At 51.5% G+C, this 13,236-nt stretch carries 10 protein-coding genes; 4 read left to right on the top strand and 6 right to left on the bottom strand.

Annotated features, from left to right (window positions below; genetic code table 11):
- Positions 1-6 precede the first annotated feature (6 nt).
- Positions 7-690 (bottom strand): haloacid dehalogenase type II, encoded by a 684-nt coding sequence (locus AC1RVX_RS19520; protein ID WP_493218478.1) that lies wholly within the window; start codon positions 688-690, stop codon positions 7-9.
- A 165-nt stretch (positions 691-855) separates the two neighbouring features.
- Between AC1RVX_RS19520 and AC1RVX_RS19515 the strand changes: the two genes are divergently transcribed.
- Positions 856-1,761, top strand: a complete 906-nt coding sequence (locus AC1RVX_RS19515) for a LysR family transcriptional regulator (RefSeq protein ID WP_493218272.1) — start codon at positions 856-858, stop codon at positions 1,759-1,761.
- Between the two features lie 4 nt (positions 1,762-1,765).
- On the opposite strand, the gene AC1RVX_RS19510 is transcribed toward AC1RVX_RS19515, so the two are convergent.
- Complete coding sequence (locus AC1RVX_RS19510) at positions 1,766-3,445, bottom strand: hypothetical protein (protein ID WP_493218271.1); 1,680 nt, start codon at positions 3,443-3,445, stop codon at positions 1,766-1,768.
- A gap of 119 nt (positions 3,446-3,564) precedes the next feature.
- On the opposite strand from AC1RVX_RS19510, the gene AC1RVX_RS19505 reads away from it, so the two are divergent.
- Positions 3,565-5,811 (top strand): HzsA-related protein, encoded by a 2,247-nt coding sequence (locus AC1RVX_RS19505; RefSeq protein WP_493218270.1) that lies wholly within the window; start codon positions 3,565-3,567, stop codon positions 5,809-5,811.
- Between the two features lie 66 nt (positions 5,812-5,877).
- Here the strand turns inward: AC1RVX_RS19505 and AC1RVX_RS19500 are convergent, their stop codons facing one another.
- The 4 genes from AC1RVX_RS19500 to AC1RVX_RS19485 all read right to left on the bottom strand — a co-directional run bounded on the left by AC1RVX_RS19500 (position 5,878) and on the right by AC1RVX_RS19485 (position 9,617).
- Positions 5,878-7,587 (bottom strand): methyl-accepting chemotaxis protein, encoded by a 1,710-nt coding sequence (locus tag AC1RVX_RS19500; RefSeq protein WP_493218269.1) that lies wholly within the window; start codon positions 7,585-7,587, stop codon positions 5,878-5,880.
- Between the two features lie 227 nt (positions 7,588-7,814).
- Entirely contained in the window at positions 7,815-8,018 is a 204-nt protein-coding gene (locus AC1RVX_RS19495) for a cold-shock protein (RefSeq protein ID WP_007878889.1), read from the bottom strand.
- A gap of 275 nt (positions 8,019-8,293) precedes the next feature.
- Complete coding sequence (locus tag AC1RVX_RS19490) at positions 8,294-9,079, bottom strand: enoyl-CoA hydratase/isomerase family protein (protein ID WP_493218268.1); 786 nt, start codon at positions 9,077-9,079, stop codon at positions 8,294-8,296.
- Between the two features lie 58 nt (positions 9,080-9,137).
- Positions 9,138-9,617 carry a thioesterase family protein gene (locus tag AC1RVX_RS19485; protein WP_493218267.1) on the bottom strand — a complete coding sequence of 160 codons (480 nt, stop codon included), beginning with the start codon at positions 9,615-9,617 and terminating at the stop codon, positions 9,138-9,140.
- A gap of 210 nt (positions 9,618-9,827) precedes the next feature.
- On the opposite strand from AC1RVX_RS19485, the gene AC1RVX_RS19480 reads away from it, so the two are divergent.
- Positions 9,828-11,030, top strand: a complete 1,203-nt coding sequence (locus AC1RVX_RS19480; RefSeq protein WP_493218266.1) for an acetyl-CoA C-acetyltransferase — start codon at positions 9,828-9,830, stop codon at positions 11,028-11,030.
- Between the two features lie 24 nt (positions 11,031-11,054).
- Positions 11,055-13,199: a 3-hydroxyacyl-CoA dehydrogenase NAD-binding domain-containing protein gene (locus tag AC1RVX_RS19475; RefSeq protein ID WP_493218265.1), complete on the top strand. Its 2,145-nt coding sequence runs from the start codon at positions 11,055-11,057 to the stop codon at positions 13,197-13,199.
- The last annotated feature ends 37 nt before the right edge of the window (positions 13,200-13,236 follow it).

Below are 13,236 nucleotides of genomic sequence, written 5' to 3'. Positions count from 1 at the left end.
ACGAAATCAGTGGCGGTGTTTTTCAACAAACGCGATCAGGTCTTGCAGCGTGCGCCCTTCGCCATGCGGCGTGACGCCCAACTGTTCCAGTGGTGCGTTTTGCCGGTTGACCCAAAATGTGGTGTAACCAAACCAAGTGGCACAACAGGCATCCCAGCAATTGCTGGATACAAACAGGATATTCTTTGCAGGCACACCAAATACATCGGGTGCCATTTGATAGGCCTCGGGCGCAGTCTTGAATTTTTTGACGACTTCCACCGACAACAAATGACTGAACAAGCCCTGCATGCCAGCCGCATCAACAGCCGACTGTAGCATGTGTAAGTTACCGTTCGATAAAATCGACATCTTCAAACCCTGCTTGTGCAATTCTTGCAGTACTGGCAGGTTTTCAGGAAAAGCCTGCAGGCGCGCATATTGGCCCATCAGGGTATTTTGCGCATCCAGACTCAGCTCCAGCCCCAGTTTCTCGCAACAGAAGATCAAGGCGTCCTGCGTCACCTCCCAAAATGGTTTGTACATACTGCACATGGTACGCAGGCGCGTATATTCAATCTGCTTGTCGCGCCACAATTCTGCCAATGCCCGGCCCTTGCCAGGAAACAGCTTGTCCGCCTGTTCACTGATGGAATACACATCGAACAGAGTACCGTAGGCGTCAAAGGCGATGGCTGATATGGGCATGATTTCCGGTCAATGTATCAAGAATGCATCAAAAGCATGGATTGTAAAAATTTGAATCGCAAATAACATGGAAGCAGTATATTCAATATAAAATCACATAATCATCGAATTTCATCACTACATCTTTTCATTTTAGTTGCAAATGAAAATTTAACCAGCCAGGCTGCCATGGATCAATTCAAACAAATCTCGACTTTTGCTGAAGTGGCAACACGTGGCAGCTTGTCCGCAGCAGCCCGGGCAGAAGGCGTGGCCCCCGCAATGATAGGCCGTCGCCTGGATGCGCTGGAAGAACGTCTGGGCGTCAAGCTCTTGCAACGCACCACCCGCAAGCTGGCGTTAACCAATGAAGGTGAAGCCTTTCTGGAAGATTGCCAAAGAATACTGGCAGACCTGGAAGCAGCAGAAGGTGCAGTATCTGAACGCAGCGCCCGCGCCAGTGGCACGCTGACCGTTTCAGCACCAGCGGGTTTTGGCCGCCAGCATGTGGCGCCACTGATGCCCTCTTTCCTGAGTGAACACCGCGACGTTAAATTGACACTGAGCCTGAATGACCGTGTCGTTGATTTGATTGGTGAAGGCATAGACGTGGCGATACGCATCGCCGCACTAACCGATTCCAATCTCATCGGCGTCAAGCTGGCTGACAACAAGCGCGTGGTGGTTGCATCGCCCGCCTACATCAAGCGCCATGGCACACCACAGACGCTGGATGAACTCAGCAAGCACAACTGCCTGGCCTTTAGTGCCGATGGTAGCCAGCGCGGTTGGACCTTTCGCCAGAACGGCAAAAATGTTACGTTGAAAGTCGAAGGTAATATGGTCTGCAATGACGGCGAAGTCTTGCATGACTGGGCACTGTCAGGCAAGGGCCTGGCCTGGCGCTCGATGTGGGAAGTGGGCGCAGAAATCGAAAGCGGCAAGCTGGTCACCATGCTGGATGAATTCAATGCGCCGGGCAATGATATCTATGCGATATTCGCCCAACGCCGCCACCTGCCCTTGCGCATACGCGCCTTCATCGATTTTTTACGTCACGCTTACAGCCAGCCAAATTACTGGAAAAAATCGTGAATGTTTATTTTCCCAGCGCAAACAGGACTGCATTATTGATCGCATAGACTGCACCGTCCGGTCCGACGGCAGTCGGGGTATAGGATTCGCCCAGACCGCTGGTTAGCTTGATTCTTTCGCTCAGGGTATTGGTTGTCAAATCCCAGCGATACAAATAACCGTCTTCACTATTGACCAGGATGGAACGGGTAAAGGGATCAACCGCTGCCGTGTTAATGCACCATTCATACACACCACCCGGCCAGTTGGGGTCAGGCGTGGCACCAAGTATGGTCAGCACTTCGGTCATGACCTGCTGGTCAGAAATACTGTCCTGCTGTGCAGTATTAGGATCCAGCACTGCCACCTTGTTTTTGGCATCGCCAGAACCTGAACGCGCATAGTTATTGTATTTGACCATGATCAGGTAAGGCGAACTACCTTTGTAAGATGGCACCGTGCTGACGGGAACGATGGATGCAGTATCGTCCCAGCCAAAGGACCCAGGCAACTTACTCCTGGACAAGTCCGCATTGAAATGCAACATCCAGCCACGCTGATTATGCGTACTTAATGTTGCTTCCAGTACGCCTATATACACGTCCCCGTCTGGACCAACAGTCGGTGATGCCGTGCTGTCGTCAGAGACAAAGGCAGGTGTTTTTTCTTTCGGATCATTCAGCAATACCTTGCTTTTAACGGCCAAAGTCGTACTGTCAAGCGCCAGCAGGTAACCGGACTGACGTGAACCACTGACACTATCGCCATTCACAACCACATACAAGGTGGCCTGATCGGTGGAGATTGCCGGTGCGCTATTACCTGCAGCTTTAGTAATGTTACTGTCGCCCGCACTTTGCCGGGCGCTGACCCAGCTACCCTTGCCGTCGGCACTGATACGGGCTATGCCACTGCTGAGGCCAGCGGGGTTGCCCGTCGCAGCAATAAAGCCAAAGTAGATATTATTTTGCGCATCTGCCGTAATCGGCGTGTTGATAAACACGGCGGCATCCATGGCAGCCTTGGATGCAATATAAACGGCATCCCCATAAAACGCCCTGGTCTGGGTGACGGAAGCGCTACTGTCTGCATCATCACGAAAATAGACTTTACCACCAGCGCCAGGTGCATACAGACGATTTGTGCTGGTTAGCGTCAGGTTATAGCTGGGGGTCCAGCGATGTGCAGGCATGACATAGTCGCTGGCAACCGACCACAATAATGTGCCGCTGCTGCCCGAGCGTGCTTCGAAACGATAGACATCGCTGGCTTCAGACTTGACCGGTAATATCACGGTGTTTTTTGCAGTAATCACTGGTGAACCATAGTGATACAGCAAATAACCGCCAGATGTATATTGCGGTGCCAGGTCAACCCCGGTGCGCCACAGTATGCGACTCAGCGGCTGGGTAGCAATGCCGGAAATCGCATCATGTTGCGCATTGCGTCCAAAGCCTGACCAGGCCGGGCCATTGACTTGCGTATCAGGTGGAATTACGGCACCAGTGCTGTTGCCACTACTGCCACCACCACCGCAAGAAACGAGGGCAACGGCAACATTAACCGCAAGCAGAACCCTGCTTGCCAAGTGCTGCCATGTTTTTCTTTTGTGATGTCTCATTTCATGTCCATCGTCTGCCTGCTGCATCATCGCCCCGCATTGTTGAACCTGCGCCTGTCCCGGCATCAGCATCACGGCAATCATATGGTATGCATTGCCACAACCGATATTGCAAGATTGACGTAAATTTGCCAAAAGCTCAAGTATCATGAATCATCAGGCTACAATCTGTGCACATTGAGATTTTGCCATTTAACTGAAAAATGTTTTACGTCCACCTTCTTGCCTTATGCCTGCTGCTGACCGCCTGCGACAAAGCCGCGCACCAGGAAGACAGGGCAAGCATTGCCGGGGATACGCCCAACAGTGCGCCAACACCCACCAGCCATGCCAGCATCAACCCACCTGAAAGCAATGAAGCACCTGTAAGCTATCCCATCTTGTTCGTGACCCAGGTGCCAGTGCAGACTGATACAGCAGCACGATTATCGGCCTTTGCCAATCACCTTGGCAGCATTGAACAAGTACCACGCGGTGGCGACCTCATGCTACTTTACCCAAATGGCAAGCTACGCAACCTGACCAGAGAGGCTGGTTTGGGTATGGCAGGTTTTCAGGGGGCGAAAGCGATCGCGGTGAGAGAACCCTCTTCCCACTGGGGCGGTAAAAAAGCCCTGTTCAGCATGCTGGTGGGCGCACCGGATCAACCTGGCAAGACAGACAAAAGCCATTGGCAAATCTATGAAGTCAGTGGCCTGGGTGAGCATGAGATAGCGCGCATCAAAAAAGTGCCGCATCAAAACCCGGACTACCATAATGTCTCGCCGATTTATGCTGCCGACGACCAGATCATTTTTACCTCTGACCGCCCGCTGAATGGCCATGCACATCTATATCCACAATTGGATGAATATGAAGCTACCCCAAGCATCACAGGCATCTGGCGACTGGATACCCGCACGGGAACATTGAAGTTGCTCAGCCATACACCCAGCGGTGCTTTCAGCCCAAGCATAGACAGTTATGGCCGTGTCATCTTCACCCGTTGGGACCATCTGCAGCAAGATCAGTTGGCCGACCGCGACCGGGATGCCGAAAGTAATGGCCTCGCCCCGCCCTTCCAGTCTTTCAATTACGCAGATGAAAGCAGCACTGCTGCCCGCCTGAATACGCGACTTGAAAGCTTTCCAGAATCAAGAACAGGCGGCAAATCCACATACGGCCAAGTCAGTGCTTTTCGCAGTAATTTTTTCACTATCTGGCAAATCAATCAGGATGGTACCGGCGAGGAAACCTTGAATCATCTAGGTCAGCATGAGCTGGCATTTGGCTTCATGATCCCCAGTTTCATTGATGACCCTGGTTTAAAAAACCACACGAATGACAGCCTGCATGCCAACAGTCTTGCCTTGCGACGTGAAGGTGGGCTATTCCATGTCCGCGAAGATCCGCGTCACCCTGGTGTGTATTACGCGACCAACGCAAGAGAGTCCGGTGCTTACACCACTAACCACCTGGTGAAACTATATGCGGCTCCCGGACAAAATCCTGAAAATATCGGCATCACTGCAATTACTGCGACGGCAAATAATGATGACCTGCCCGGTGGACGCTTCCGCAATCCCCTGCCTCTGTCAGATGGCAGACTGGTGGCGAGCCACACGTCCACCACGCGCGCGCCGGCAGCAGAAGAAAGCTTGCCAGATTTGCGCCTGCAATTTCTGGAACAGGACACAACAAGCGGGCTGTATACGGCAGCGCAGCCATTGACCAGCGGTATACGCAAATCGCTCAGTTGGTGGACAGCCAAAGGTCGCCAATACTATCAGGGCCTGCTATGGGAACTGGAAGCGACTGAACTGCGTCCACGCCCTATCACAGACAACGTCCCAGACTTGCTGGAAGCACCAGAACGTGCTGTACTGGCAGAAGAAGGTATCAGTGAAAGCCGTTTGCGTGCCTGGTTGCTAGACCATAACCTGGCCCTTATCGTGACACGCGACCAGACCAGCCGTGACCGTGCTGATTTGCAGCAGCCATATAATCTTCAGGTGCCAGGCGGGCGCAAAACCATCTCCACTACCCGTCCGCAAGCCAGGGTTTATCCAATTAGCTATTTCCAGATATTTGAGGCAGACCTGCTGCGCGCCTATCCTGATCGCGCCGGCAGACGTGTGCTGGCAACCCCCAGCGATCTGGCCAAATTGAATAATGCTGTAACAACACATGCCCCTATGGGTAGCGTACGGATTGCCAGTGATGGCTCTACCGCCGCCTTTGTGCCTGCTGGCCGGGCATTAAGCTGGCAAACCACTGATGCGGCTGGCAATGCCGTGGTCCGCGAACGCAACTGGATCACTTTTCAACGTGGGGAAATGCGGGTTTGCGCGTCCTGCCACGGGGTCAATAGCCTGAATCAGGCAGACAAACCAACACCCACAAATAAACCACAGGCTTTAAGGGAATTATTGGGTATATGGAAAACACTGCCAGGTGTTCGAGCAGATTAAATCCCGATCAGCTACCGTGCAGGGACGCACGGTAGCAGTTATCTTTAGCGCATCTCTCACACCAGATTAAAACTCTTCCCAGTCATCCTGGGCTGCTGGTGCAGCTTTCTTGATTGGTTTTTCTGATTTGCTCGCAGGCAGTGATTTAACTGCCGGGCGTTTGGCAAGCGGATTTTCTTTCACTACCGCTTTGGCGGGCGCGATCGTTGCAGGTTTGGCAGCTGCGTTGTCTTTCACGTCCAGTTTGAAAATACTGACAGCATGATTGAGGTTATTGGCCTGATCACGCATACTGCTGGCAGCGGCAGCAGCCTGTTCCACCAGTGCGGCATTTTGCTGCGTGGCTTCGTCCATTTTGGTAATGGCCTGACTGACCTGATTGATGCCATCTTTTTGCTCGACACTGGCAGAAGTAATTTCAGCCATGATGTCAGCAACATTTTTAATCGACACGACAATCTCATTCATGGTCTTGCCAGCGTCATCCACCAGCCTGGAACCAATTTCCACTTTATCGACCGAATTGCTGATCAGCTCCTTGATTTCCTTCGCTGCGTTGGCCGAGCGTTGTGCCAGATTGCGCACTTCCGTTGCCACCACAGCAAAACCGCGCCCCTGCTCACCGGCACGGGCAGCTTCGACAGCGGCATTCAGTGCAAGAATATTGGTCTGGAAAGCAATGCCATCAATCACACCAATAATATCGACAATTTTCTTCGAGCTTTCCTTGATGGAAGACATGGTGTGGACCACATCGCCCACTACCTGCCCCCCCTTGGTAGCGACTTCAGACGCATTCGACGCCAGGGTATTGGCCTGACGCGCATTGTCAGCATTTTGCTCGACAGTGGATGTCAGTTGCTCCATGGACGAAGCCGTTTCTTCCAGGCTGGCTGCCTGCTGTTCAGTGCGGCTGGACAAGTCCATGTTACCAGTGGCAATTTCTTCTGAAGACACAGCGATTGAACCACTTGATTGACGTACCATCATCACCGTCTGCATCAGGCTTTGGCGCATGTTTTCCAGCGCCGAAACCAGTTGCCCCATTTCATCCCGGGATTCCGGTCTGAGTTGTTGTGTCAGGTCTCCATTGCCAATTGCTTCAAACTGCGTAATTGCCTGTTTCAACGGATGGGAAATCGCTGCCAGCAAGAAGTAAGCAGACACAAATACCGCAAACAGCCCACCTAATACACCGATCACGTCAACCCATACGAAAGTAGTAAAATCCTGCTCACTTTGCTTCAATGCGTCGGCAGCGTCAGTAAATTGATAGGCGCTCAATGCATCCATCTTGTTCGAATATGCACTAAAGGCTGGCGGCACAAGCTTCATATTGATATTGTCTGCCTCATCCTTATTGCCAGCCTTGATGGCATTAAACATAGGCAGATGTGCATCCTTGATGTATTTGTCACGCAGGGCTGCAACTTCATCAGAAATCTTTTTCTCTTCCGCGCTTTGTGGCAAAGACAAGTATTTTTTCCAGTAAATGTCTGACTGGTTTAAGTATTCTTCCGATTTCTTGATGGTTTCTGCTGCATCAGGGAACTCGGAATGCACAATGGCGCGATCCAGAGATGTGCGCGCACGCAGGATGTAAACGCGGGATTGTCCTAAAGCCTCAACCGACGGCAATTGATTGGTAAATAATTCCTTGATGACGCTATTGCTGCCATGAACACCATAAATACCCATCAAACCACCAATAGTCAGCATGACTGCCATGAAAGCCATCGTGCCTATCAGTCTTAATCTGATTGTCAGATTGAACATTGTGACTTCTCCCTTTTTTACTTCACGATTCAGTTGAGCACAAGAATACAAAGATTCTCATTTCGAATGTTGATAAGGGACAACTTTAGTACATACATTGCCGCTTGAGTATAAATAAGTTTCCAGCTTGTGCAAATCTTTGTTTCAGGAAAAATTTTGCGCAAAAAAAATCCCCGACGAATCGGGGATTTTTTAGTGCAAAACTAAACTAACAATTCAGCAATTAATTAGATTGCCTGGATGTTAGAAGCTTGCTTGCCTTTAGGGCCTGTAGTTACTTCAAAAGAAACGCGTTGGTTTTCTTTCAAAGATTTGAAGCCGTTAGATTGGATAGCGGAGAAATGAGCAAACAGATCTTCACCGCCTTCATCTGGAGTGATGAAGCCGAAACCTTTTGAATCATTGAACCATTTAACAATACCTGTTGCCATTACAATTTCCTATTTCAGTTAATGTGGGCATATGCCCGATAGATCGTTTCAACCAAGTAAGAAATGACAGACTGATACTGCACTACCACTTTGAATCTCAACGACCGGATGATTATACGCAGAATTTCGCGAAAAAGTAAAATAAAACACAAAGCCATCACGGAAACTTCAATTTTCTATGCTGCACCATAAAAAAACAATGGTTTTAAGCCCAATTTTCCATTTTGACCGTGACTTTCACGGCTCACATCCCAGCTATGGAGTTGTAAAACGCCCTAATTCAGTTTGCAGCCAAAATGCGCGGGCCGTTTACTTAAAAAAGCCGATACACCCTCGGCAAAGTCTGGCGTCATCGTGACCGAAGCAAACGCCTCGATTTCATTGGTAACCTGCTGCTCAAGAGAGGTCGATTCTGCCTGGTAAATCAAGCGCTTCATCCTGGCATAAGTTTCATGTGGCCCGCGCAACAGCCGTAGCGCCAGCTTTTCTGTGACATCTTTCAATTGTTCAGGTGGCACCACCAGATTGATAAGACCAAATGCATGTGCTTCATCTGCATCAAAATTTTCTGAAAACAATAACCATTCAAGTGCCTTGCGGTTGCCCACCAGCCTGGGCAAAAACCAGGTATTACCAACATCCGGGCTGGCACCAATTTTTGCATACGCCATATTGAAACGCGTTCCCTTGGCAGCCACCACCAGATCAGCCGCATTCATGGTGCCCATGCTGCCACCGGCGACAGCGCCATGGACCGAAGCAATCACAATGGCTGGCAAATTGTGCAGTCGCAAAATAGCCTGGTTCAATTCAGCACCGATTTCACGTATGGCTTCTGGCGAAGCTGGATCACCCGGGCGAAAACTGGCAATATCGCCACCCGCTCCAAACACCTTGCCCTCAGCACGGACGATGACGACGCGTATACTGTGGTCGTCTGCCAGTTCTTCCGTCAGCCGGTTCAGGCTGCGTATCTCGCTTACGCCCATCACATTCATGCTATCGGGATTGTCGAATATCATGGTCGCCAGTCCATTGGCTTTTTCCAGACGTATGCTCATGTCAATCTCCAAACGAGTTCACTCATACCATCCTAGTAAGAATGTCGAAGAAAGGCAATCAGGCACGGCCATGCAGCATGAAAGCAGCAGCCCCCGTCGCTATACGTTCACCTTTTTCGTTGCGTAAATCCATCAATACATTGGCGACGCGCTTGCCAAGACGGGTGACTTCAGCAGTGGCAACAAAGCGCTTGCCACGACCTGGCTGCAGATAATCGATGCGCAGGTCTATCGTGCTCATTTTGCCAAATTCCCTGATCTGCGCGGCCACATCATCCTGCGGGCTTAATTGCGCCATTTTCAGCAAAATAGCAAATCCCGCCACGCTATCCAGAACAGAAGCAATCACACCACCGTGCAGCATGCCCTGGGAAAAATTGCCCAGCAATTGCTCGCGCATGTCGATACCCAGTTGCGGTGTATCGGGGTCAAAACTGTCCAGCTTCATACCCAGTAAATGACAAAAGGGGATTTTTTCTTCAATAACAATTTTCAGCATGTGCTGGAATTCGGGATTGCCTAGAATGTTTTGCGTCATGATTATTCAGTTCTTTGTTGTTTCGTTGCACAAGGCAAGCTAAGGCATTGCATCCACCCGGTTGCCGGATCAAAATTCCTGTGTTGCGGCATCACGTAAATTCGCGTACAAGCTTGAAATTATTTAATCAAGCAATTGATTTAATAATTGTATCATCTTACACTTCAGAATAAAAAAGCCCTGCACGGTCCACTCACACCGGAGGATAAAATGACTGAAGCCTATCTTTTTGATGCGCCGCGCACTCCGCGCGGTAAAGGAAAAAAGGATGGTTCGCTGCATAGCGTCAAACCTGTGTCCTTGCTATCCGGGTTGATGCAGGACATGCAGCAACGCCTGGCACTGGATACAGCATTGATTGACGACGTGGTGCTTGGGTGCGTAACGCCAATAGGTGACCAGGGTGCAGATATTGCCAAGACTGCTGCCCTTGCTGCCGGTTGGGACTGGCAGGTGGCCGGTGTGCAGCTAAACCGCTTTTGTGCTTCGGGTTTGGAAGCGGTTAATCTGGCGGCACAAAAAGTACGTTCAGGCTGGGAAGACCTGGTCGTGGCTGGCGGCGTCGAATCCATGTCACGTGTGCCCATGGGGTCGGATGGCGGTGCCTGGGCAGCAGACCCGCAGACCAGCATGCAGACCGATTTTTTACCGCAAGGCATAGGAGCGGACCTGATCGCCACGCTGGAAGGTTTCAGTCGTGAAGACGTGGATGCCTTTGCCTTGCGCTCGCAACAAAAAGCGACAGTTGCCAGAGCTGCCGGACGCTTCACATCGCTGCGCCCGGTACGGGACTTGAATGGCCTGGTGATTCTGGCCGAAGATGAATTTATCAAGCCGCAATCCAGCATGGCCGCACTGGCTGCGCTGAAACCCTCTTTCGAGATGCCGGGCAAGATGGGCTTTGACAGTGTAGCGATACGCAAATATCCTCAAGTCGAACGCATACAGCATGTGCATACAGCTGGCAATTCGTCTGGCATCGTCGATGGCGCAGCACTGGCACTGATAGGCAACGAAGTCATGGGTAAACGCCTGGGTTTAAGCCCACGTGCACGCATCGTCGCCACGGCAGTGACAGGTACGGACCCGACCATCATGCTGACCGGCCCCGGCCCTGCCACCTTGAAAGCACTGGGCAAAGCCGGCCTGCGCATAGAAGACATCGATTTGTTTGAAGTCAATGAAGCCTTTGCCGCCGTCGTCATGAAGTTCATGAAAGATCTGAATGTGCCGGAAGAAAAAGTCAACGTGAATGGCGGCTCGATTGCCCTGGGCCACCCTCTGGGAGCAACCGGTTGCATGTTGCTGGGTAATCTGATCGATGAACTGGAAGCACGCCGGTTAAAACGTGGCCTGATCACGCTATGTGTGGGCGGTGGCATGGGTATCGCCACCATCATAGAGCGTACCTGAGACATCCGGGAGAAAGTATACATCATGATCAATTACAGCAAAGATGCACACCAGATAGTCACACTCTGGATCGATATGGCTGACCTGTCAGTCAACACCATGAATGCCGCCTTCAGGGCCACACTGGCGTCTGCAATAACACGACTGGAAGAAGAAAAAGAACAGATCAGTGGCGTCATCATCAGTTCGGGCAAAGACAGTTTTTTTGCTGGTGGCGACTTGCGTGAACTCATCCACATACAAGATGCAGCATCCTGTTTTGCCATGCTTGAGCAAAACCATGCCGTGCTACGCAGACTCGAAAAACTGGGCAAGCCTGTGGTGGCCGCCATCAATGGCAGTGCGCTGGGTGGCGGTCTGGAACTGGCGCTGGCCTGCCACTATAGAATTGCGCTGGACAATCCCAAGGCAAAAATCGGCTTCCCTGAAGTGACACTGGGCCTGCTGCCCGGCGCTGGTGGCGTGGTGCGCAGTGTACGCATGCTGGGCTTGCAGGCAGCCATGCCGTATCTACTGGAAGGCAAACAAGTTTCCCCAGCAGCCGCAGTAAAGGCAGGTTTTGTGCACACACTCGCCAGCAGCCATGACGACATGCTGCAACAGGCGCACGCGTGGATAGTGGCAAACCCCCATCCACAACAAGCCTGGGATGGTTCATCGTACAAGATGCCGGGCGGTATGCCACACTCTGCCACATTGCAGCCCATGATCATGGTGGCCCCCGCCATGCTGCGCGAGAGAACTCGTGGCAATTATCCTGCGCCGGAAGCCATACTTGCCGCCATGGTGGAAGGCGCGCAAGTCGATTTTGACAATGCACTGAAAATAGAGGCACGTTATTTTACCCATCTGGCAACCGGCCAGGTCTCCAGGAATATGATAGGCACTCTTTTTTTTCAGATGCAGGAAATCGCCAGCGGTAAAAGCCGTCCGCAAGCTATTCCCAAAACAAAAATCAGCAGACTGGGGATCATTGGTGCAGGCATGATGGGTACCGGCATTGCGTCTGTCAGCGCCGCACGCGGCATACAGGTGGTACTGAAAGATCAGACGGCAAACCAGGCACAACTAGGCAAAGCAGCTATCGCTGACAAGCTCGGCAAAAAAGTCAGCCAGGGTGCCTTGTCAGCAGAGCAGGCACAAACGCAACTGGGGCGCATACAAGCAGCCACCCAAACCAGTGAATTTGCAGGTTGCGAACTGATCATCGAAGCTGTCTTTGAAAACCGCGAACTGAAAGCGAGTGTCAGCAGCGAAGCCGAAACCTGGCTTACCAACAGTGGCGTGATGGCAAGCAATACCTCTACCCTGCCTATTTCCAGCCTAGCCAAAGCGGTGAGCCATCCTGAACGTTTTATTGGCCTGCACTTCTTTTCGCCAGTAGAAAAAATGCAGTTGGTGGAAATCATCAAGGGTCAGCAAACCAGTGCGGCCACCCTGGCGCTTGCCTATGACTATGTCCTGCAAATTGGTAAGACACCCATCGTTGTGAATGATGCCCGTGGCTTTTTCACTAGCCGCGTATTTGCCAGTTTTGTCAACGAAGGTTTGAGCATGCTGGCAGAAGGTTTGCCAGCTGCATTGATAGAAAATGCTGCCCTGTCTGTAGGCATGCCCGTGGGGCCACTCGCTGTACAGGATGAAGTGTCACTCAGCCTGTCGCGTCACGTGACACAGCAAACCAGGGCCGATCTTGAAGCGGAAGGCATCGCCTGGCAAGCCCCACCATCAACCGCCATTATCGACATCATGCTTGATCAGCATCAGCGTGCCGGCAAGGCTGCCGGAGCCGGTTTTTATGAATATCCGCAAGACACAAGCGTGAATGGCGGCAAGAAATATTTATGGCCTGAACTGGGCAAACTTTTTGGCAAGGCTGATGTTCACCTGCCTTATGCGGATCTGCAAGACCGCTTTCTGTACCGGCAAAGTCTGGAAACCCTGCGCTGTCTGGACGAGGGTGTGCTGGACGCCAGCCGGGATGCAAATATAGGCTCCATCTTCGGCATAGGATTTCCCGCCTGGACGGGTGGCGCAGTGCAATTCATCAATCACGTTGGGCCAGCACGATTTGCAGCAAGGGCTGCAGAATTACAGGCCCGCTATGGTGGAGCTTATGCGTTATCCCCCAATTACCTGCAATATGCACAGGATAGTCGCCAGTATTGAGTTAGCACAACAATCCCTTATGCCGCGCTGTTAATCT

It is taken from the genome of Undibacterium sp. GW821-FHT11B02 (genome assembly GCF_058808955.1).
This window is presented reverse-complemented; position numbering and strand designations above follow the sequence as displayed.

Bases quoted from the DNA above. Each gene is read 5' to 3' on its own strand.
- AC1RVX_RS19510 (WP_493218271.1), bottom strand. From the start codon at position 3,445: ATGATTGCCGTGATGCTGATGCCGGGACAGGCGCAGGTTCAACAATGC.
- AC1RVX_RS19480 (WP_493218266.1), top strand. From the start codon at position 9,828: ATGACTGAAGCCTATCTTTTTGATGCGCCGCGCACTCCGCGCGGTAAA.
- AC1RVX_RS19485 (WP_493218267.1), bottom strand. From the start codon at position 9,617: ATGACGCAAAACATTCTAGGCAATCCCGAATTCCAGCACATGCTGAAA.
- AC1RVX_RS19505 (WP_493218270.1), top strand. From the start codon at position 3,565: ATGTTTTACGTCCACCTTCTTGCCTTATGCCTGCTGCTGACCGCCTGC.
- AC1RVX_RS19495 (WP_007878889.1), bottom strand. From the start codon at position 8,018: ATGGCAACAGGTATTGTTAAATGGTTCAATGATTCAAAAGGTTTCGGC.
- AC1RVX_RS19475 (WP_493218265.1), top strand. From the start codon at position 11,055: ATGATCAATTACAGCAAAGATGCACACCAGATAGTCACACTCTGGATC.
- AC1RVX_RS19490 (WP_493218268.1), bottom strand. From the start codon at position 9,079: ATGAGCATACGTCTGGAAAAAGCCAATGGACTGGCGACCATGATATTC.
- AC1RVX_RS19515 (WP_493218272.1), top strand. From the start codon at position 856: ATGGATCAATTCAAACAAATCTCGACTTTTGCTGAAGTGGCAACACGT.
- AC1RVX_RS19500 (WP_493218269.1), bottom strand. From the start codon at position 7,587: ATGTTCAATCTGACAATCAGATTAAGACTGATAGGCACGATGGCTTTC.